This is a genomic window from Marinobacter subterrani (genome assembly GCF_001045555.1).
Lineage (GTDB): Bacteria > Pseudomonadota > Gammaproteobacteria > Pseudomonadales > Oleiphilaceae > Marinobacter > Marinobacter subterrani.
Window position 1 is genome coordinate 2,105,368 of the sequence record NZ_LFBU01000001.1, and the last position, 19,570, is coordinate 2,124,937.

Sequence of the window (19,570 nt, forward strand, 5' to 3'; positions counted from 1 at the left end):
AAATGGGGAGTGGTACCCCCTGAGCCTAGAAGACAAGCGGCACTCCGGCAAACCACAGCGCCGCTCCGTGCTCATCCGACAGATGCCGGAGATCGTACTCCTTCAGTACAATTCTTCTGCACCCCCGGAACTTACAGGCGATGGCTAAGTCTCGGTGGTCTGGCCACACTGGACAGGGTTCATGAAACGATTCTTCAGATACACCGGCTGGGTTCTTGGCGGCCTGCTGTTCCTGCTCTCGGGGCCAATACTGCTGGCCACCAGCGGCAGCCTGCAAGGCGCTGAAAGCTGGCAAACCGCCACCCGTGAGAGTGCGGGGATTGCCCCGCCACCGGAGACAGCTCAGGAAGCCATCGTGCAGGTCTATGGCGCCCGGGCCTGGAGCTGGCGCGGCTACTTCGCGGTACACACCTGGATTGCCACCAAGGAGAAAGGCGCCGACCACTACCAGGTTCACCAGGTTATCGGCTGGCGCAATCATGTCGTCAATTCCGGCCCGGGCGAACCGGACCGGCACTGGTACGGCGCCAGGCCGGAGCTCTACGCGGACATCCGTGGAGCCCTGGCAGAGAAACTGATTCCGCGTATCTACGAAGCCGTGGACTCCTACCCCTTCCCCACTGAATACCAGGCCTGGCCGGGCCCCAACAGCAACACCTTCGTGGCATGGGTAATCCGGCAAGTGCCGGGCCTTGATGTCGCGTTGCCGAATCACGCCATCGGCAAGGATTACCTGGTTGACCAGATCGTAGCGGAAGTTCCGGGTGGGGCCGGTTACCAGGTTTCATTCGGTGGCTATTTCGGCTTGCTGGCAGGTGTCAGGGAGGGGGTCGAGCTGAATGTTCTGGGGCTTTCGTTCGGTATTAACCCTCTGGCGCTGGGTATCAAACTTCCCGGCATTGGCGAACTCGCGTTGCGCAACACCAATCCAATGCCCTCCGATTCGGACCAGACGGCCGGAGCGGGGTGGGAACTTTAATCCACTGGAACCGGCAACTTACGCCAGAAAACGCACGATGGCTGCCGCCGCAATGCCGGCAGCGATGGCTGGCAGCGGCTTGCGCAGAGCCAGCATGGTTATTGCGGTTACCGCCAGAGCCGCAAGCGCCCCGGCGTCACCACCGACCGCCATCGGAACGATGATGGCAATCAACACCGAGCTGGCCATGGTGTTGATGAAGCTTTCTATCCGTGGATTGATTTTTACAAACGACATGATGAACACCCCGCCGAAACGGGTCACCAGGGTTACAGCCGTCATCACCAGAATCAGAAACAGGATGCCAGCGGTGGTGGTTTCAACGGTCATGGGCGCCCTCCTCACTATCGGCGGTCGGTTTGCGATCAAGCCAGAAGAAACCGATCGCGCCTCCGGCCAGGGCACCGACGACCACGTGGGTATTCGGCGGCAGCCATTTCCATGCCGCCAGCGAACCCAGCCCTGCGACAGTCCAGGCCACCAGCACCCTCGGGGATTTCTTACCGCCCAACGCCATGGCCAGCAGGAAACAGCCGAGGACCATATCCAGTCCGAGCGCTTTGGGATTCTGCAACAAGCCGCCGAAATAGACCCCCAGGCAGGTGCCTGCAATCCACGCCAGCCACAGGGCCAGACCACCGCCCAGGATGACTTCAAGATTGCGGCGACCATTCTGGTAGTCCTGGGCTGAGACGGCCCAGTTGGCATCCGTCAGCAACAGCAGAAGGCCATAACGCCTGCCGGGAGACATATCCTTCAGCATGGGATGGAGCGAGGCGCCCATCAGCAGGTGCCGGGAATTGATGGCGAACACCACGGCCATCAGGGGCAAAACCGACACCTCTCTGCCCCACATGTCGATGGCGGCAAACTGGGCGGCACCTGCGAACACGGTGGTACTCATGAGGATGGCTTCCAGCGGCAGGAGGCCTTTCTGGATAGCCGCCAGGCCAAAGGCAGCACCAAACGCCGCCACAAACAACGAGATGGGCAGAAGACGAAAGAATTCAGCACGCACTCTTTGCGGCTGAATCTGATAGGGATAGGCGCTGGCTGGCATGTCAGGAAGCTAAGCGGTAACCACCACAAAACGAATAGGTAAAAACCACCATACCCCAGTAAAGTTTTTCCCGAAACTCAAACCGTTAGAAGATTAACCCATCAAGGCCAGGAGAAATCGGCCGCCTCGCAGTTGACGTTAACGTAAAACGCCGCTAGTTTTATTTTCGTCCAGCCCCAAAAGGGCGCCTTCCGGCGGGAAACCCCCGATGGAAAAACGGACACCGAAATCGGAACGCCGGCCACAAGCCGGACGACAAGAACAAGATACCCGCTCATGCCGAGATCCGGCCCGGTGGGGGAGGATTTCACCATGCCCAGCAGCAACGCTTCCGCGAACGTATTCTGTCATCCCGAGTTCGACAACCACGAACATCTGTCTTTTTTCTGTGATCCTGAAACCGGCCTGAAAGCCATTGTTGCCATTCATAACACCTCCCGCGGCCCTGCCCTGGGCGGCTGCCGGATGTTTCCCTATGCCACGGACGAAGAAGCCCTGCGCGATGTGCTGCGGCTTTCCCGCGGCATGACCTACAAATCCGCCCTGGCCAACCTGGACCTGGGCGGTGGCAAATCGGTGATCATTGGCGACCCGCGCAAACAGAAAACCGAAGCCCTGATGGAAGCCATGGGGCGGCACCTGGAAAGTCTCGGTGGGCAGTACATTGCAGCGGAAGACTCGGGCACCAGCGTGCCCGACCTCAAGGTGATGGGCCGGCACACCCGCCACGTGGCCGGCATCGCCTCGCGCACCGGATTCGACGGCAACCCCAGCAACGGCGACCCATCACCGGCAACCGCCTACGGCAGCTTTATCGGCCTGAAGGCAGCAGTAAAACACAAACTGGGCCAGGATAACCTGAGCGGGCTGAAGGTGGCCATCCAGGGCATTGGCAATGTCGGTTTCCGGCTGGCCAAACACCTGAAGGAGGCAGGTGCCGAGCTTTGGGTGTACGACATTCACGAAGACAACATGCGGCGCGCGGTGAACCAACTGGGAGCCAGGCCAGCCACCGCTGAGAACATCCTGTTCCTGCCAGTAGACGTGGTCGCCCCCTGTGCCATGGGCGCAGTACTGAACTCCGCCAGCATTCCGCAACTGCAGGCCCGCATTGTGGCCGGCGCGGCCAATAACCTGCTGGAACACCCGGAGCATGACGCTATGCTGCGGAACCGGGGCATTCTCTATGCGCCCGATTTCGCCATCAACGCCGGTGGCATCATCGATGTGTTTTACGAACGTACCGGCGCCACGCCGGAAACAGTTCGCGCCCACGTCGATACCATCGGCGACACCCTGACCGAAATCTTCAACCGGTCCGACCGCTCGGGTCGCCCGACCGGGGAGATCGCCAACGAACTGGCGGAAGAACGGTTCAAAAAGCACACCGCCGGAGCCGGTCTGGCACCCGGTCGGTTGGCTCGCACCGGATAACCCAACACCGGCGCCCCCCTCCGGAAGCTGCAGATGACTGCAGCTTTCCGTTTAAACCCTGATACAAAAACAAATACTCCGGGAGATAGTTATGTCTGTTACTTCATCAGATTCCGCCAGCCATTCAGGAGCGCTCGAAGGCTCATCGGGCGCGCTTGAAGGTTCAAACGCGAAGCGCGGGCTCTGGTCATCACGTCTTGCCTTTATTCTTGCGGCCACCGGTTCCGCGGTTGGTCTCGGCAATATCTGGAAGTTCCCCTACATCACGGGAGAAAACGGCGGTGGCGCCTTTGTCCTGATGTACCTGATCTGTATTGCCGTGGTCGGCATTCCGATCATGATGGCGGAAGTCATGATCGGCCGGCGGGGCGGCCGTAGCCCGGTCAGCAGCCTGCGCCTGATCACCGAACGGGACGGCCTCCGTCCGGTCTGGAAAATGATGGGCGCCGTGGGCATCCTCGCCGGCTTCCTGATTCTCTCGTTCTATTCGGTTATCGGTGGCTGGGCAGTGTCCTACGTGGGCACCGCGGCCAGTGGCCAGCTTACCGGCCAGTCCGCCGACGCCATTGGTGCAATCTTCTCGGGGCTGCTCAGTGATCCGATGACCCTGCTGCTGTGGCACAGCGTATTCATGGCCCTGGTGATGGTGGTGGTCGCCCGTGGTGTCAGCTCAGGCCTTGAACGGGCAGTGACCATCCTGATGCCGGCACTCTTCGTGTTGCTCCTGATCGTGGTCGGTTACGCCATGACCAGCGGCGGCTTTAGCCGAGCGGCGGCTTTCCTGTTCCAGCCAGACTTCTCGAAGCTCACCACCTCCGGCGTTCTGGTCGCCCTCGGCCACGCCTTCTTTACCCTGAGCCTGGGTATGGCGGTGATGATGGCATACGGCTCTTACCTGCCCAAGAACATCTCCATTGCCAAAACTTCCATTACCGTGTCCATCATCGACACCGGCGTTGCACTGCTCGCGGGCATGGCCATTTTCCCGATCGTGTTCGCCAATGGCCTGGAACCCGGCGCCGGCCCGGGCCTGATTTTCCAGACGCTGCCCCTGGCCTTTGGCCAGATGCCCATGGGATCGCTGTTTGGCACGCTATTCTTCGTGTTGCTGATTTTTGCCGCCTGGACCTCCGGGATTTCGCTGCTGGAACCCATCGTCGAATGGCTGGAGGAGCAGAAGGGCATGAACCGCACCGTCAGTACTATCGGCGCAGGCCTTGTCTGCTGGGCGTTGGGTATCGCCTCTATTCTGTCTCTGAATCTGTGGGCTGATTTCGCGCCCCTGGGCTTCGTACCGATGCTGGAAGGCAAGACCATCTTCGATCTGCTGGATTTCTTCACCGCCAACATCCTGCTGCCGCTGGGCGGTCTGCTGGTGGCCATCTTCGCTGGTTGGGTAATGTCCCGCCAGGCCGTGGAGAAGGAACTGGCGCTGTCTCCGGGGGCGTTCCGCCTGTGGCATGGCACCCTGCGTTTTGTCACGCCGGTGGCGGTGGCGGCGGTGTTTGTCTATAACCTGATGTGAACCGCGTGAACATGGGGTCAGATGAAAGCGTTCATCTGACCCCGACTTGGCGGGTTGAGTGAATGTGGGGTCAGATGAACGCTTTCATCTGACCCCGGCTTCGTCAAAGTTGCTTGAGCGCCGCGGCCAGGGTTTCCCCGATACGGGCATTCAGCTTCAGGTCGACCAATGCCTCGGCCCGGGTACGGCCCAGGTTGAGCGTCGCCATGGGCTTGCCCCACTCGTTGGCATACCGGCAGAAACGGAACCCGGAATACACCATCAGTGACGAACCAATTACCAGCAGGCCATCACTGGCCTTGAGCACATCCAGTGCCCCATACACCCGGTCTTTGGGCACATAATCGCCGAAAAACACCACATCCGGCTTCAGGATACCCTGGCACTTCGGGCAGTCCGCCGGGCGGAAATCCGAGAAATCCACCTCCAGATCAGCATCGCCATCCGGTGCTGTATCCGCCGTATACTTCCGGAACCCGGGATTCAGATCGGCGCACCGGTCGTGCACCTCGTCCCGCGGACAACGGTAACCGCACGTCATACACACCACCTCATCCGCCCGGCCATGCAGATCCGTCACCGCGCGGGTTCCGGCTCTCTGATGCAGCCGGTCCACGTTCTGGGTGACCACCAGACTGCTGTGGTTGAGCAGTTCCAGGTCCGAGATGTAATGATGCGAAAGGTTTGGCGTGGCATTGCGCATCACCGGCCAGCCAATGAGGCTGCGACCCCAGTAACGTTGGCGGGTGTGGAAGTCTTCCATGAAGGCCTTGTGCTGAACCGGCTGCTTGCGCTTCCAGGCGCCGTCGCCGTCCCGGTAATCCGGAATCCCGGAATCGGTACTGACCCCCGCGCCGGTCAGAATCAGCAGCCTGGGATAGCGCTGGATAAACGCCGCCAGCATCTGCCCCGCCTCATCCGGCTCATGCAACACCGGCGGCTGCTCAGGATCGGGCAGGCGCTGACTGGAGCTGAACGGGCGGCTTCGATGGGTCGTCACAGGCATACAAACTCCGGTTTTTCAACCCGGCTTGCGGGCCACATACACGGTGTTGAACGATTCCCTGTTCTGGAACGGATTGAAGAAGGATACGACATGGCAGGCAACATCGATGAAGACGTCGTTCAACACGGCCATGAACTCGTCATCCTCGCCCTCGTTGGACCACATGGCAAACACGCCCCGGGGCTTGAGTTGCCGGGCCATGAGGCGGAGGTTATTGACGGTGTAGAAACTGGCGCTGGAGTCGTGCAGCAGGGCCCGGGGTGAGTGGTCGATATCCAGGAGAATGGCATCGAATTGTTTACCGGGGTTCTCCGGATCGAAACCACCGTTCTCGGGATCGGCAATCGCAAGGTCGAAGAAGCTGCCATGGACGTAGCGGTTCCGTGGATCGGCGTTCAGGTCTTTGCCCAGGGGCACGAGTTCCTGCTGGTGCCAGCCGATGACGGGCTCCAGGTATTCAACCACCAGCAGCTCGGCAACCCGCTCATGCCTGAGCGCCGCCACGGCGGTGTAACCCAGGCCCAGGCCGCCGACAACCACACTGAGGTCGTCACCCTCGGTTTCCCTCAGCCCGATATCAGAGAGGGCCACTTCGGCATCCACAAACATGCTGGACATCAGGAATTCCTCGCCCAGCTTCACTTCATAGATATCCCGGTCACCAATCGCCGGTATCCGCCGCCGGCGAAGAGTGATCTCACCAATCACCGAAGGCTGGCTGTCGATTTGCTCGAAAAGCAGTCCCATGTTGCGTGGCTCTTCTGTTCTATTCGAGTTCTCGGGAATCCCAAACTTGGGAGCTTCCCTCTTTTAGCCCGACACTCCGTGCAGGCACGGTTGGGAGGCTGTTTTCAAAACACGCTCCTTGCGGCACATCCCTGTGACGCTTGGGCTCCGCCATCCATGGCTCCGCACAGTTTTGAAAACAGCCTCCCAACCGTGCTCTCCCCTTACTCCCCTACCTACTCTGAACTTCGCTTGCCAAAACAGGACAGCAGAGTGTTTCGCATCTTTTCCGGACCCAGGTCGTTCATAAGCGCAATGTTCCGCTCGGGGATCCCGTCCACATCCGGATAGCTGTCAATCGCCGCTTCCAGGCTAGCTTCCCTTAGCAGATGCAACATCGGGAACGGTGAACGATTGGTGTAATTCTCCGCCGCATCCGGCTCGGTGCCCGCAAACTGGTAATCTGGATGGAAACTGGCAATCTGGTACACGCCTTCCATATCCAGGTACGACAACAAACCATCGGCGGCATCGAGAAATTCATTGTAGGGACCAAACTCCCGCAATACACCCGGATGGATCAACAGTGTGGTTTCAATCTCCGGCTCGTCTTCCAGCCGCTGAAGCTCCGAGTGCAGAGCCTGCAGCAGCTCGTCCTCTGATTCAGCTTCCGACACCACAAACCGCACCCGGTTCCGGACCAACTCCCGCTTGGCAAACGGGCACAAATTGTACCCGACAACCACGTCCTCGACCCATTTGCGGGTTGCGCTGATAATCTCTTTCTCACCCATGCTCTTGAGGTTTCCTTTATTCATTTGAAGGCCACTCAGAAGTACGAGCGGCCGGGCGGGGCTGGCTTCCCAAAACTGTGCGGAGCCATGGATGGCGGAGCTCAAGCGTCACATGGACGTGCCGAAGGAGCGGGTTTTGGGAAGCCAGCCCCGCCCGGCCGCCACCCCGAGGTCAAAACTCAAAGGTACCCCTGACTCCGAAGATAGTCATCATAGCTGCCACTGAAATCAGTAATGCCATCAGACTTCAGCTCAATAATCCGGGTCGCAAGCGAAGAAACAAACTCCCGATCATGACTGACAAAAATCAGGGTCCCCGGATAGTTCTCCAGCGCCAGGTTCAGCGCCTCGATGGACTCCATATCCAGGTGGTTCGTCGGCTCATCCATCAGCATCACATTCGGCTTCTGCAGAATCAGCTTGCCGAACAGCATACGCCCTTGCTCGCCGCCCGAGATCACCCGCACAGATTTGCCGATATCGTCCCCGGAGAACAGCATCCGCCCGAGGGTGCCACGCACCAGCTGCTCACCACCCTTGGTCCACTGGGCCATCCAGTCGCTCAGGGTGTCGTCGGAGTCGAAGTCGGCAGTATGGTCCTGGGCAAAATAGCCTACTTCAGCGCTGTCGGTCCATTTTACCTCTCCGGAATCCGGCTCATATTTGCCGGCCAGACATTGCAGCAGGGTGGTCTTGCCGATGCCGTTGGGGCCGATGATGGCGACCCGTTCACCCGCTTCGATCTGCAGGTTCAGTTTCGACAAGACACATTCTTCACCAAAGCCCTTGTAGAGATCTCTCAGGGTGACCGCCTGGCGGTGCAGTTTCTTGCCCTGCTCGAAACGGATAAACGGGCTCACCCGGCTCGAGGGCTTGACCTCTTCCAGCTGAATCTTGTCGATCTGGCGGGCACGGGAGGTGGCCTGCTTGGCTTTCGAGGCGTTGGCGGAGAAACGGCTGACGAACTGCTGCAGCTCGGCAATCTGGGCCTTTTTCTTGGCGTTGTCCGACAGCATGCGCTCGCGGGCCTGGGTGGCGGCGGTCATGTATTCGTCGTAGTTGCCTGGGAACAGGCGCAGCTCGCCATAGTCCAGATCCGCCATGTGGGTGCACACGCTGTTCAGGAAGTGGCGGTCGTGGGAGATGATGATCATGGTGCTGTTGCGGGCCACCAGGATATTTTCCAGCCAGCGGATGGTGTTGATGTCCAGGTGGTTGGTGGGCTCGTCCAGCAGCAACACATCAGGATCGGAGAACAGGGCCTGGGCCAGGAGTACCCGCAATTTCCAGCCCGGCGCCAGGGCACTCATGGGGCCGTTGTGCTGCTCCAGCGGGATGTCGAGGCCCAGCAGGAGTTCGCCGGCGCGGGCTTCGGCCGTGTAGCCGTCCATCTCGGCAAACTGCACTTCCAGGTCTGCCACGGCCATGCCGTCTTCCTCGCTCATTTCGGCCAGCGAGTAGATGCGGTCGCGCTCTTTCTTGACGTTCCACAGCTCCTCATGGCCCATGATCACGGTGTCGATGACCGAGCTGCTCTCATAGGCGAACTGATCCTGGCGCAATTTACCCAGCCGGACGTTAGGCTCCAGCATGACCTGGCCTGCGGACGGCTCCAGGTCGCCACCCAGGATTTTCATCAGGGTGGATTTGCCGCAGCCGTTGGCCCCGATCAGGCCGTAGCGATTGCCGTTGCCGAATTTGGCGGACACGTTTTCAAACAGGGGCTTGGCCCCGAATTGCATGGTGATATTGGCGGTGGAGATCAAGAAACAAACCTGTCGATGTGAGGCCGGCCGGGCGCCGGCGAAAAGAAAGCCGGCATTGTACAGGTTTGCAGGCGCAATCGTGAGACCGCAGAAACACGGATAAAAAGCGCTTGCCTCCGACGGGCTGTGCGGGCAGCATTCCGGTTCTGGTATACCCATTCATCCAACCACAGGACATTGATCATGGCACAGGCAACCGCACGCCACATTCTGGTAGACAGCGAAGCAAAATGTGAAGAACTGAAGAAAGCCATCGAAGGTGGCCAGGATTTCGCAGAAGTAGCCAAACAGCACTCCTCCTGCCCTTCCGGCCGCAATGGCGGCGACCTGGGCTCCTTTGGCCCCGGCCAGATGGTCCCCGAGTTCGACAAGGCGGTATTTAACAGCGAACTGAACACCGTGATCGGCCCGGTCAAGACCCAGTTCGGCTACCACCTGCTGGAAGTGACCAGCCGCAGCTGATGATTCCGGGCACCACACCGGGAATGCCCTGCACCGGTCGGCAGCTTCAGTTGCTGGCCGGTGTAACCTCACTCCTGATTGCTCCATTTCTGTTTGTTGGTGGCCCGGACTGGTCCTCAGGCCCGGTTTACAAATCGGCCTGGAATCTTGGCCACATCCTGCTCTTTGCCCTTCTGACCCTCACCGTAAAGCCCTGGCAATGGCTGTACGGCTGGCGTCTCTGGCTGGTGGTGACCGGTGTCCTGCTGGCCATGGGAATCGCCATCGAACTCCTGCAGTACGGACAGCACCTCGATATGGAGTGGCGGGATCTGCTCCGAAACCTGATCGGCAGCTGGCTGATTATAGCCTGGCGCCCTCTGCTCGTTTCGGAAAACCGGAAAGCCGCCGGCAAACAATTGATGGCCGCCATCACCGCGCTTTTGCTGCTGTTTGAACTTGCCTCTGTTGCGCAGGTGGTCGCCCGGCAATTCCAGATGACCCGCCAGCTACCCGCCCTCTACGATTTCCGGCTGGACAAGCCCTCAGCCTTCTGGAGCGGGCCACTCACCGCCTCGGAAGCCCACGCACTGGAAGGCTCCAAAAGCCTGAGAATCGATCTGGGCACGGAAGCCTACTCGGGCGTTTCGCTGGACAACTTTCCGTCCGACTGGCGCGGATTCGCCACCTTGTCCCTGACTCTGTTCAATCCCGGCACCCGCCCCCTTTCGATGACCCTTCGGATCAACGATGTGGAACATGACCGGAGCGCCAATGCCTACAATGACCGCTTCAACTCCCGGCTGGATCTGCAGCCCGGCGTCAACACCGTCACAATACCGCTGGCAGCCATAGAGCAGGCGCCGGAGCAGCGCTCCATGGATATGAGTGAGGTGCGCAGGCTCGGGCTGTTTGCCACGCGCCTGCCCGAGCCCAGGTCGGTTTACCTGCTGGCATTGACGCTTGACTGATCCAGCGTCCAGGGATTGGCGGTGATCGGCTCAGCCCCGCTCCCGGTCACCAGGATGGTTTCACTGCAGCCGATGCCCCATTGCCCCGGCACCCGCAGGCAAATCGGGAGATGGAACACCATGCCGGAGCTGAACTCCGTGTTGCCGCCCCGGGCGATGAACCCCGAACCCTCCACCCAGGACGGCGGGAACTGGGCGCCAACGGTGTAACCGAAAACGCCGGAAAAGAACACTGTGTCGGCCAGGGATGCCAGGGCTTTCTCTGCAGCCTGGGCGGCGGAGTCAAAGGCCACGCCCGGTTTTACTGCCGCCAGCAGGGCATCGACAATGCGCCGGCAGCCGTCGAATACCCTGCGCATTTCCCGGGTCGGCGTGCCGGCCACCACGGTCTGCATCATGGGCGCTGTGTAGCGCTGCCAGGCCGACCCGAACTCCAGAAACACCGGTTCGCCCTGCTCTATCCGGTAGCGTTTGTGGTTGGTGTGAATGATGCTGCTGCGCCGGCCGGTGGTAACAATGGGTTGCATGCTCATGAACTCACTACCAGCCTCAAGGAGCGCCCGGGCACCAACAGCCGCGATGTCATTATCCGTTAACCCCGGCCGAACCGCCGCAGCCGCCGCTTTCAAACCTTCTCCGGTGATACGCGCACTCTCCCGCAGGAACTCGATCTCACCGGCCGATTTGACAATGCGCAGCTTCTTGACCAGCCCCCCGCTATCAATAAACCGGACGCTGGAAAGCCGCGCCTTCAGGCCTTCCAGCACACCCTGGCGGAGCGATCCGTGCCAGGCATCAATGCCTACAATATCCGCCGACCCGTTCAGGACATCTATCAGCGGCGACAGCACCTCACCAATGCCTTCCCACCGGTAGCCGTGCACGCTGGTAACCCGGGTTGTCACCATAGCCGGCCCCATTTCGATGGAGGGCACCTGCAACAGCATCGTTGAGCCGGTGATCAGCAGGGCGACATGAACAGACACCTCAAAGGTGCTATAGCCGGTCAGGTAAAAAATATCGGAAGGGTCGGTGAGCAGCAACGCGTCCATGTCTTCAACGGCCATCCGGTCCCGCACACGGGCCAGCCGATGATCAAATTCTTCCGCACCGAAGGGGCATTCAGAGCCCCGCAGTTGTGCCGGAAGCGCTTTCTGATACGCGTTAAAATCCATGGTCGCACCTCCTCGGTTACTCTTACCAAGGAGCGTGGACCCTAATGTGCACTTTCACAACTTCTGGAAGACGTTCAGCCGTATTTACTGGCTTTTGGCGGCAGGCGCCGGTGAAAGAAACTGCGTCAACTGGCGCCCCACGGATTCAATCGGGTCGGTAATCGCCTGCTGGATGCTGTTGGTCACAACCCTCGAGAACGCCGCTCCGGCGGGGCTTTCCAGAAATTCCAGATACAGATTCATCTCCTGGTCACCGATCTTCTCGTAGGTGTAGAGATAACTGTCATACACCTGCTGGCCAATGACACCGGTCAGCATGCTGCGCTGGCTTTCGATGCGCTGGCGGAGCTGCTCGTAATTGGCCGAATCACTGCTGAATGCGGCCATCGCGGTTGCCAGCCCGAGCTGCACGGCGATGGACGTATCCACTGCGCTTTCAGTAGCCCGGGAGGCGCGGTCAAAGCGATCAAACATCTCCGCCTTGGCGGTGCCTTTGTACTTGCTGTTCAGCTCCGGAGCTCGGGCCTGGATCTCGGGCCAGACCGAAGGCGCCGAGGCGGCAATCTCGGCGGCCGAGATCTTCCTGGCAACCGGCGTTTCATACCAGTTCTGCACGGCTTCAAGCTGTGCGTCCGTCAGCTCTTTTTGCAAATCCGTAACAATCTGCTGCTCGATATCCGCGGCATTGAAGCTGTTGCTCACCACATTCCCGATGGTATCGGCCACCATTGGCGGCAACTGGCCACTGCGTTTCAGGCCATCCCGAATGCCCTGGCTCATCATGGCGGGGTATCGGGCAACAATGTCGTCCACCGGCGAGGCCTCAAGCGCCTGGCGGGCCTCGGTAGTGGCCTGGGCCGTACCGGCAAAAAGCATGGCGGTGACTAAAAGAGGTTTAATTAGGGGAAAGTGCTTCATTTACCTATCATCCCGAGTATGGCGTTGATTCCCTTATGCCATGGGTGTGATGCATGCAGCAAGCGATCCCGCGATCCCGGAGATGACGGTTTGGTAGGAATGCGGAAAAGACGGGGCCGAAAAGCCAAACGCAGCCGGACAGGCATCGAGAAATGGAAAAGCCGCGCCAGGTGGTACGGGCTTCCGGTACTGGGCTTGCTGATGGGGACCTGGGCCACCCTGCGTTTCAGCCTGCTGGCACCGGATCCACCCGCCAATCCGGAAAACCTGTGTGAAATCTTTCGCGAGCATACGGTCTGGTATGACTACGCCAGCGAATCCGAGCAGCGCTGGGGAACCCCCATCGCGACACAGATGGCGTTTGTCTATTACGAATCGTCTTTCCGCAGCCACGCCCGCCCGCCGCGCACGCTGCTATGGGGCTTTATCCCCTGGACCCGGCCGACAACCGCCTATGGCTACGCCCAGGCGCTCGACCCGGCCTGGCAGGAATACCTGCAGGCCAACGGTGAGGACTGGTTTACCGTTCGCACCGATATGGAATACGCACTGGATTTTGTCGGTTGGTACAACTACCTGAGCCACCAGCAGCTCGGCATCGCCTTCACCGCACCACGAAACCTGTACCTCGCCTATCACGAGGGCCGGGGCGGATATGTCCGTGGGAGCTACCAGCAAAAGCCCGACGTGACAGATCTGGCATCCCGGGTTCAAACCCGCGCTTTCCGCTACGACAATCAACTGAAAACCTGCGAACAGGAATTCCAGTGCTGGCGCTGGTACCAGTTCTGGCCGTTCTGTGGATGACGCCGGTTAAACCGCTGCCTTGATTTCCAGTTGAGGTTCGAGGGCCTGCAGCCGCTCCACCAGATATTCCATCACAATCCGGACACGGGCCATCTGCTGGGTGTCCTGGTTGACATGCAACCACAAATCCACACTTTCGCCATCCAGCGGATCGGAGAGGCGGCGAAGCTCGCGGGTGCCCTCACCCAGGTAGCAGGGCAACACCGCCAGTCCGGCGCCGGCCCTGGCCAGTGCGTGCATGGATTGCAGGCTGTTGCAGCGAATAACCGAGGTCACGCTCTTCAGGTGCTTCCGATACCACCGGCCCGTCGCCAGATGACTGAAGGTTTCGTCGGGAATAATCCAGAGACAACTCTCCGGATGGTTTTCGAGATCCATGTTGCGATTGCGCCGGCAATATTTCGCGGCGCCATATACCGCTGATTCGATGGCGGCAATCCGCTCCCCTTCCAGGGTCGCCTGGGGCTTGTTTTCCGGCCGAAGCGTGAGGTCCGCTTCCCGGTGGCTGAGGTTGGCCACGTCGTTGTCGGTGAGGATTTCCAGTTCAATGTCCGGAAATTCCCGCACCAGCTCCGCCAGGATCGGGCTGAGCAATTCGTTCATCATGGCGTCTTCGGCGGCCAGGCGCACCTTACCAACTGGCGCGGAGTCCTGACCGACCAGTTTGCGCTCAAGATTTTCCATCTCGACCGCCAGTCGCTCGGCCTCCCGAAACGCCGTTTCGCCCGCGGGTGTAAGCTGCAAGCCATCCCGGCTTCGTTCAAAAAACTGCACACCCAGCGACTCCTCCATCTGGTCAAGCCGCCGCAAAACTGTGGTTTGGTGCACACCCAGTAATTCTCCAGCCTTGGCGAGCGTGCCACCTATTGCCAGAGCTCTTATGTATCGAAGATAATCCCAGTCCATAGTTACTGCATATTTGCAACGCGAGTACGGATTTTAACGTATTCAAGCTGCAAATAAGAACCCTTAGAATAGTTTGTAAATTAAAGGTAGATCCCTAACTAACCCACCCAATGAATTGAAAAGGAGGAAGGCGCTATGACTCAGAACCATATCGCAACCGTAAACCCGCTGCCGTCCAGTATCCTCCACAACAGTGCTGAGGTCAGGCGCCAGTATACCCGTGCTGCGGCAAAGCAGGCGGTTCAGTTTTTCAGCCGCAAGATGCGGAGCTTCAACCGGAAAGCAGCAACCGTTGCGCCGGACATGACACAGATGCAGGGCGGCCACTGAGCCAACCTGTAAGCCTGACATGAGAGCGAGGAACGCGCAGGCCGGAAACACAGGCTGGGCGCGAGCCACAGGGATTTGAAAACGCCGGTGAGACCCGAGGGAGTCACCGGCGTTTTACGTTGGACCATCAGAATTCCCAGACCACTTTTTTCTTCTGGCTGAACCAGCCGTCCATTTGCTGGTTGTAGAAGTCTTCAATCACATTCCGTTTGATCTTCATGGTTGGCGTTAGCATGCCGTTCTCCATGGTCCAGGGTTCCATAACCACCACCACGAATGCCACTTTTTCGTGGGCTTCACACCCGGCGTTGACCGCATCCAGTTGCGCAGCCAGTTCCTGCTCCAGCACTCCCCGGTCCGCCCCGGCCAAAAGTTCCGCCCGCGCCTCATCAGACAACAGAATCATCATGCAGGGCTGCGGCTGGTTGGCACCGGCAACACAGACCACTTCAGCCCAGGGGTGGCTAAACCGGCTCTCAATGGGAACCGGCACAACGTACTTGCCTTTCGAGGTCTTGAACAGGTCTTTTACCCGCCCGGTAATCCGGAGCGTGCCGTCCCGGTCAATCTCGCCCATGTCTCCGGTTTTCAGGAAGCCGTCCTCTGTGACGTCCTCCCGGGTCTTTTCCTCATTCTTGTAGTACCCCAGCATCTGCCCGGGGCTCTTCACCTGGATCTCGCCAGCCTCGCCAATGCGATGTTCGACACCGGGATTGGCCATACCGACCGAGCCGGCCCTGGCCTGTCCCGGGCGATTGGCGTGGGAATAGCCGAAGTTCTCGGACATCCCGTAGACCTCCAGCAATTCCAACCCGAGGTTGCGGTACCAGTTGACGATCTCCGCTGACAGTGGCGCGGCTCCCGTCAGGGCGGCCCGGCAGTGGTCCAGCCCCAACTGTCTGAGAACCTTCTTCTTAACGGCGCCACCAATAATAGGTAGATTGAACAGCAGCTTCTGCTTTTTCGGCGGCAGCTTTGCGTTAATGCCAAGGTAGAACTTCATCCATAAGCGCGGTACCGAGAAAAACAGCGTCGGCCGTGCCCGCTGCAGGTCCGCCTGAAAGGTTTCCAGGGAATTGGCGAAGTACAGGTGAAAGCCGTAACACAGGGACTGGGTTTCCACCGCAGCCCGCTCGGCCACGTGGGCCAGCGGCAGATAAGAGAGCATGCGTTCATCGGAGGAGACCGGAAACAGTTGCTGCAGCCCGTCGGCCACCGAAATCATGGTGCGGAAACTGTGCATCACCCCTTTGGGCCGGCCAGTACTGCCGGAAGTGTAAACAATGGTCGCGAGCTTGTCCGAGGCTGGCAGCCTGGGCTCGGCAGGTGTCTGGCCAGCAATGATTTCGAGCCATCCGGGCGTGTCGTCCCGTGGCGACATGGGCAGGGAAATGATCGGCAGGTCTTCAGGAATGTGGTTCCTGATGTCGTTCCAGCCATCAGCGGTGCCATCGAGCTTGCCCAGGAACAGCAGCTTCGCCTCGGAGTGCTCAAGCACGTAGGCCGCCGTTTCTCCGTTAAGAGTAGGGTACAGCGGCACCGACACGTGCCCGGCGGCCCAGATAGCCAGATCCGCCAGAACCCAGTGCGCGCTGTTCTTGCCCAAAATGCCGATGTTGCTCGGCTCAGGCAGGTTCAGGCTGTTCAGGTGGGCCGCCATGCAGGACACCTGGTCAGCAGCCTGTTTCCAGCTGATATCCTCAACACGGCCATCGGGGTATGGCTGAGTCAGGTATACGCTATCGGGCGTTTCATCAGCCCAGTAGTAAAGACAGTGCAATGACGTCTGCTTGCAGGGATCTACCGCCATGAATGGCTCCTTTTTTGTTATTGTCCTTCAGAATCCGGGTCTGCCTCATACTAGCCGCATTCCCCGCCCGCTCAATAGCATTAAATGCCCGTGCGATTGGCCAATTCATCCTCCGGTGAGATCTGTCTCTCAGAACCTTGCGTGACTTCCGTCAAGTTTGATCTACAGTCAGGGGTGGGGCGTAAGAGAATTCATCACTGCAGGAGATGACTATGAGAACATCAGCCCGCTCTTCCCTGATCTTTCCGGCCTGGGGCGTCATCCTGGTAGGTTCCGGCGCATTTCTGTACTGCGCCTATGCAGGCCTGCTGGGAGCCTGAACACCGGTAACCAGCTACCGCTAACGGCGGAATTTCGTTTCCAGCACCACGGCCGAGTTGGTTCGCTCCACACCTTCAAGGTTACCGATATTGTCCAGAACGGCGCTCAGTTCCTCCAGGGACTGGGCCTGAACGATGGCGATCAGATCGTACTCGCCACTCACGGAAAACAGCTGCGCTACCTGGCTGATCTGCTCCAGGGCCATGTTGGTTCGGGCTGTCAGTTTCTGAACAACCTTGATGGACACATGGGCCTCAACCTGGCTGGCCGAGAACGCCCCACCCAACTGAATCGAATAGCCCCGAATGACACCACTGGCCTCCAGGCGGGCGATCCGGTTCTGCACCGTTGAACGGGACACATGCATCGCCCGGGCCAGCTCGGTGATGCTGGCCCGGGCATTACGGCGGAGCAGCATCAGCAGTTTCTGATCCTGTGAATTTATCATTTTGTTGTTTCCGCTTTTTATTTTGACTTGATTGTAGATCATATCACTCATTTTGAAGCTGCACTTTGTCGTTCTCTGAACTCATACTGGGCCCAAACAATGCTCAGGATGCCGGCCATGATTATCCGACCCATCACCTCCCGTGATCTCGACCCCCTGTACGCCATCGCCGTTGAATCCGGCCCCGGGTTTACCTCCCTGCTGCCAGACCGGGATGCCCTTGCCCGGAAAATTGACCATTCGGTATCGAGCTTTGGCAGAACCGTCACAACACCCGGCGACGAGCACTACCTTTTTGTGCTGGAAGACAGCATGACCGGTGAGATCCTCGGCACCACCGGGATTGACGCTGCCGCCGGCCTGAAGCGACCGCTCATTCATTTTCGCCGCAACACGATCATTCCTCACGCCCGTGGCCCCCGGATGAAGCACGCAGACGAGAGCCTGACCCGGTGCCAGCACTACACCGGCTGCACTGAAATCTGTTCCCTTTACCTGCGGCCCGGGTTTCGTCGGGCCAATGCCGGCAAGCTTCTTTCCCGGGTGCGTTTCCTGTTCATGGCCCTGCACCCTGGGCGGTTCTCCGACACCGTGATTGCCGAAATGCGGGGCGTCTCGGACCAGGCCGGCCATTCGCCGTTCTGGAACTGGCTGAAGCACCACGTTGCCGACCTGGACTTTGCCTCGGCCACGCAACTTGCCTGCTCTGCACACGCCGGCTTTGTTGAGGAATTCATTCCCGCCACGCCGTTCTATACTCAACACATGAACCCTGAAGCCCGGGCGGTTATCGGCCAGGTTCATGAAGACACCCGCCCGGCCCGGCACATGCTGGAACGCGAAGGCTTCCGGCATCGTGGCTTTGTCGATCTGCTGGATGGTGGGCCGACCCTGGAATGCCCGAAGGCGGAGATCGCCAGCGTGCGCAATACTCACATGGGCAAAATTGAGCTCCAGGCGGGAGGGGAGAAACTCCGGGAAAACATTGAAGGCCCTGATGCCATGCCGGCCATTCTTGCCAACGCCGGCTGCTCCGGCTTCCGGGCAACGGTAACCGACCAGGTTCACCGGTCCGGCGACTGCCTGATGGTGCCCGCCCGGTTAGCGGAAAATCTGGGCCTGGACGCCGGCAGCCTGGCCAGCTACCTTCCCCTGGCCGGAAGCCGCCAGCAGGCAGACATCGGACAACAGGCCAGCCAACCGCTGGCCCACGAGGAGATTCGCTATGCATTCTGACCCGGACACCCTTTTTGCCCGGCTCTGGGATTCCTACCGGCAGGTGACGCCCTCTGCCGAACGCATCCACAAAATCCTGGGGGCCGAGGAAGGCCAGGCCATCATCAACGACCACATAGCACTTCGCACCTTCAATCTGGACCCGGTGCGGCTGGAGGCCCTGGCTGAGCACTTTTTGAGCCTGGGTTACCAGCAAGGTGGCGAGTACCATTTCGAGGCGAAGAAACTCTATGCCCGGCATTATGAGCACCCTTCGGGAAACCTCCCCAAAGTATTTATTTCAGAGCTGCTTGTTGAGCAGTGCTCGCCTTCGTTGCAGGCAACGGTGTCGAAGCTGATTGCCCAGGTCAGTCCCGACGCGGTGACAGCCGATGATTTCCTGTACTCCGGCAGCCACTGGGCCATTGATTACGCTACCTACCGGGAACTCCTCGAAGAGAGTGAGTACGCTGCCTGGATGGCCGCCTGGGGCTACCGGGCCAACCACTTCACGGTCAGCATCAACCATCTGGAACATTTCCGCACGGTACCGGACATCAACCAGTTGCTGAAAGACCATGGCTACACCGTGAATGCATCAGGCGGGGAAGTGAAGGGCTCTCCGGAAGAGCTGCTGGAGCAGTCGTCAACCATGGCAGACCGGGTACCGGTCGTCTTTACCGACAAGACCGTGACGATCCCGAGCTGCTTTTACGAGTTCGCGCTGCGCTATGCCAAACCCGACGGTGTGCTATACACAGGATTTGTAGCGGCCTCGGCAGACAAGATTTTTGAGAGCACCAACGCCGGATCCTGACCCTGCCAGAACCCGGCTGGGAGCCATTGACACTGCCGGTTCCCCGACGGTCTGAGCTCTGCTTACCAGCCGTTACAAGCCGGTAACTTTTTTACAACGGTGACCACCGCATTATCTGACT

20 protein-coding genes are annotated in these 19,570 nt (G+C 59.4%); 9 read left to right on the forward strand and 11 right to left on the reverse strand.

The window, feature by feature from the left end; all coding sequences use genetic code 11:
- Nucleotides 1-181: 181 nt before the first annotated feature.
- Nucleotides 182-979, forward strand: a complete 798-nt coding sequence (locus msub_RS09895) for a DUF3750 domain-containing protein (protein WP_048495864.1) — start codon at nt 182-184, stop codon at nt 977-979.
- An 18-nt stretch (nt 980-997) separates the two neighbouring features.
- On the opposite strand, the gene msub_RS09900 is transcribed toward msub_RS09895, so the two are convergent.
- Together msub_RS09900 and msub_RS09905 are read right to left on the reverse strand one after the other, a co-directional pair.
- Nucleotides 998-1,309 carry an AzlD family protein gene (locus tag msub_RS09900; RefSeq protein ID WP_048495865.1) on the reverse strand — a complete coding sequence of 104 codons (312 nt, stop codon included), beginning with the start codon at nt 1,307-1,309 and terminating at the stop codon, nt 998-1,000.
- Entirely contained in the window at nt 1,299-2,039 is a 741-nt protein-coding gene (locus msub_RS09905) for an AzlC family ABC transporter permease (RefSeq protein WP_048495866.1), read from the reverse strand. Before msub_RS09905 ends, msub_RS09900 begins: the two co-directional genes overlap by 11 nt.
- 312 nt (nt 2,040-2,351) lie before the next feature.
- On the opposite strand from msub_RS09905, the gene msub_RS09910 reads away from it, so the two are divergent.
- Both msub_RS09910 and msub_RS09915 read left to right on the forward strand, forming a co-directional pair.
- Nucleotides 2,352-3,473 carry a Glu/Leu/Phe/Val family dehydrogenase gene (locus tag msub_RS09910; RefSeq protein WP_048497051.1) on the forward strand — a complete coding sequence of 374 codons (1,122 nt, stop codon included), beginning with the start codon at nt 2,352-2,354 and terminating at the stop codon, nt 3,471-3,473.
- A gap of 91 nt (nt 3,474-3,564) precedes the next feature.
- On the forward strand, nt 3,565-4,998 hold the full coding sequence (locus tag msub_RS09915) for a sodium-dependent transporter (RefSeq protein WP_048495867.1): 1,434 nt from the start codon (nt 3,565-3,567) through the stop codon (nt 4,996-4,998).
- Nucleotides 4,999-5,101: 103 nt separating this feature from the next.
- Here the strand turns inward: msub_RS09915 and msub_RS09920 are convergent, their stop codons facing one another.
- The 4 genes from msub_RS09920 to msub_RS09935 form a co-directional block, all read right to left on the reverse strand.
- The gene (locus tag msub_RS09920; RefSeq protein ID WP_048495868.1) at nt 5,102-6,004 is read right to left on the reverse strand and encodes an NAD-dependent protein deacetylase; all 903 of its coding nucleotides are present in this window, start codon (nt 6,002-6,004) and stop codon (nt 5,102-5,104) included.
- Nucleotides 6,005-6,019: 15 nt separating this feature from the next.
- Nucleotides 6,020-6,751, reverse strand: coding sequence for a polyamine aminopropyltransferase (locus msub_RS09925; RefSeq protein ID WP_048495869.1), 732 nt, complete (start codon nt 6,749-6,751; stop codon nt 6,020-6,022).
- A gap of 215 nt (nt 6,752-6,966) precedes the next feature.
- The gene (locus msub_RS09930) at nt 6,967-7,524 is read right to left on the reverse strand and encodes a DUF1415 domain-containing protein (RefSeq protein WP_048495870.1); all 558 of its coding nucleotides are present in this window, start codon (nt 7,522-7,524) and stop codon (nt 6,967-6,969) included.
- Between the two features lie 179 nt (nt 7,525-7,703).
- A complete protein-coding gene (locus msub_RS09935) occupies nt 7,704-9,290 on the reverse strand; it encodes an ABC-F family ATPase (protein ID WP_048495871.1) in 1,587 nt (528 codons plus the stop codon).
- A gap of 183 nt (nt 9,291-9,473) precedes the next feature.
- Between msub_RS09935 and msub_RS09940 the strand changes: the two genes are divergently transcribed.
- Nucleotides 9,474-9,752 (forward strand): peptidylprolyl isomerase, encoded by a 279-nt coding sequence (locus msub_RS09940; RefSeq protein ID WP_048495872.1) that lies wholly within the window; start codon nt 9,474-9,476, stop codon nt 9,750-9,752.
- Nucleotides 9,752-10,702 carry a hypothetical protein gene (locus msub_RS09945; protein ID WP_048495873.1) on the forward strand — a complete coding sequence of 317 codons (951 nt, stop codon included), beginning with the start codon at nt 9,752-9,754 and terminating at the stop codon, nt 10,700-10,702. Before msub_RS09940 ends, msub_RS09945 begins: the two co-directional genes overlap by 1 nt.
- On the opposite strand, the gene msub_RS09950 is transcribed toward msub_RS09945, so the two are convergent.
- Nucleotides 10,675-11,877 (reverse strand): M24 family metallopeptidase, encoded by a 1,203-nt coding sequence (locus tag msub_RS09950; protein ID WP_048495874.1) that lies wholly within the window; start codon nt 11,875-11,877, stop codon nt 10,675-10,677. The genes msub_RS09945 and msub_RS09950 overlap by 28 nt on opposite strands.
- Nucleotides 11,878-11,961: 84 nt before the next feature.
- Nucleotides 11,962-12,795: a DUF2059 domain-containing protein gene (locus tag msub_RS09955; RefSeq protein WP_048495875.1), complete on the reverse strand. Its 834-nt coding sequence runs from the start codon at nt 12,793-12,795 to the stop codon at nt 11,962-11,964.
- Between the two features lie 99 nt (nt 12,796-12,894).
- On the opposite strand from msub_RS09955, the gene msub_RS09960 reads away from it, so the two are divergent.
- The gene (locus tag msub_RS09960) at nt 12,895-13,602 is read left to right on the forward strand and encodes a transglycosylase SLT domain-containing protein (protein ID WP_048495876.1); all 708 of its coding nucleotides are present in this window, start codon (nt 12,895-12,897) and stop codon (nt 13,600-13,602) included.
- A gap of 6 nt (nt 13,603-13,608) precedes the next feature.
- Here msub_RS09960 and msub_RS09965 read toward each other — a convergent pair whose 3' ends face one another.
- Nucleotides 13,609-14,508 carry a LysR family transcriptional regulator gene (locus msub_RS09965; RefSeq protein WP_048495877.1) on the reverse strand — a complete coding sequence of 300 codons (900 nt, stop codon included), beginning with the start codon at nt 14,506-14,508 and terminating at the stop codon, nt 13,609-13,611.
- A 135-nt stretch (nt 14,509-14,643) separates the two neighbouring features.
- Here msub_RS09965 and msub_RS09970 point away from each other — a divergent pair, with 135 nt between their 5' ends.
- Entirely contained in the window at nt 14,644-14,838 is a 195-nt protein-coding gene (locus msub_RS09970; protein WP_048495878.1) for a hypothetical protein, read from the forward strand.
- A 127-nt stretch (nt 14,839-14,965) separates the two neighbouring features.
- Here the strand turns inward: msub_RS09970 and msub_RS09975 are convergent, their stop codons facing one another.
- Both msub_RS09975 and msub_RS09980 read right to left on the reverse strand, forming a co-directional pair.
- On the reverse strand, nt 14,966-16,648 hold the full coding sequence (locus msub_RS09975; RefSeq protein WP_048495879.1) for an AMP-binding protein: 1,683 nt from the start codon (nt 16,646-16,648) through the stop codon (nt 14,966-14,968).
- A gap of 340 nt (nt 16,649-16,988) precedes the next feature.
- On the reverse strand, nt 16,989-17,417 hold the full coding sequence (locus msub_RS09980) for an Lrp/AsnC family transcriptional regulator (protein ID WP_048497052.1): 429 nt from the start codon (nt 17,415-17,417) through the stop codon (nt 16,989-16,991).
- Nucleotides 17,418-17,534: 117 nt separating this feature from the next.
- Here msub_RS09980 and msub_RS09985 point away from each other — a divergent pair, with 117 nt between their 5' ends.
- Nucleotides 17,535-18,653 (forward strand): arginine N-succinyltransferase, encoded by a 1,119-nt coding sequence (locus msub_RS09985; protein ID WP_048495880.1) that lies wholly within the window; start codon nt 17,535-17,537, stop codon nt 18,651-18,653.
- Nucleotides 18,643-19,449, forward strand: coding sequence for a DUF1338 domain-containing protein (locus msub_RS09990; RefSeq protein WP_048495881.1), 807 nt, complete (start codon nt 18,643-18,645; stop codon nt 19,447-19,449). Before msub_RS09985 ends, msub_RS09990 begins: the two co-directional genes overlap by 11 nt.
- Nucleotides 19,450-19,570 lie beyond the last annotated feature (121 nt).

Bases quoted from the DNA above. Each gene is read 5' to 3' on its own strand.
- msub_RS09940 (WP_048495872.1), top strand. From the start codon at position 9,474: ATGGCACAGGCAACCGCACGCCACATTCTGGTAGACAGCGAAGCAAAA.
- msub_RS09920 (WP_048495868.1), bottom strand. From the start codon at position 6,004: ATGCCTGTGACGACCCATCGAAGCCGCCCGTTCAGCTCCAGTCAGCGC.
- msub_RS09985 (WP_048495880.1), top strand. From the start codon at position 17,535: ATGATTATCCGACCCATCACCTCCCGTGATCTCGACCCCCTGTACGCC.
- msub_RS09975 (WP_048495879.1), bottom strand. From the start codon at position 16,648: ATGGCGGTAGATCCCTGCAAGCAGACGTCATTGCACTGTCTTTACTAC.
- msub_RS09905 (WP_048495866.1), bottom strand. From the start codon at position 2,039: ATGCCAGCCAGCGCCTATCCCTATCAGATTCAGCCGCAAAGAGTGCGT.
- msub_RS09895 (WP_048495864.1), top strand. From the start codon at position 182: ATGAAACGATTCTTCAGATACACCGGCTGGGTTCTTGGCGGCCTGCTG.
- msub_RS09960 (WP_048495876.1), top strand. From the start codon at position 12,895: ATGCGGAAAAGACGGGGCCGAAAAGCCAAACGCAGCCGGACAGGCATC.
- msub_RS09910 (WP_048497051.1), top strand. From the start codon at position 2,352: ATGCCCAGCAGCAACGCTTCCGCGAACGTATTCTGTCATCCCGAGTTC.
- msub_RS09965 (WP_048495877.1), bottom strand. From the start codon at position 14,508: ATGGACTGGGATTATCTTCGATACATAAGAGCTCTGGCAATAGGTGGC.
- msub_RS09925 (WP_048495869.1), bottom strand. From the start codon at position 6,751: ATGGGACTGCTTTTCGAGCAAATCGACAGCCAGCCTTCGGTGATTGGT.
- msub_RS09950 (WP_048495874.1), bottom strand. From the start codon at position 11,877: ATGGATTTTAACGCGTATCAGAAAGCGCTTCCGGCACAACTGCGGGGC.
- msub_RS09970 (WP_048495878.1), top strand. From the start codon at position 14,644: ATGACTCAGAACCATATCGCAACCGTAAACCCGCTGCCGTCCAGTATC.
- msub_RS09980 (WP_048497052.1), bottom strand. From the start codon at position 17,417: ATGATAAATTCACAGGATCAGAAACTGCTGATGCTGCTCCGCCGTAAT.
- msub_RS09945 (WP_048495873.1), top strand. From the start codon at position 9,752: ATGATTCCGGGCACCACACCGGGAATGCCCTGCACCGGTCGGCAGCTT.
- msub_RS09955 (WP_048495875.1), bottom strand. From the start codon at position 12,795: ATGAAGCACTTTCCCCTAATTAAACCTCTTTTAGTCACCGCCATGCTT.
- msub_RS09915 (WP_048495867.1), top strand. From the start codon at position 3,565: ATGTCTGTTACTTCATCAGATTCCGCCAGCCATTCAGGAGCGCTCGAA.
- msub_RS09930 (WP_048495870.1), bottom strand. From the start codon at position 7,524: ATGGGTGAGAAAGAGATTATCAGCGCAACCCGCAAATGGGTCGAGGAC.
- msub_RS09900 (WP_048495865.1), bottom strand. From the start codon at position 1,309: ATGACCGTTGAAACCACCACCGCTGGCATCCTGTTTCTGATTCTGGTG.
- msub_RS09990 (WP_048495881.1), top strand. From the start codon at position 18,643: ATGCATTCTGACCCGGACACCCTTTTTGCCCGGCTCTGGGATTCCTAC.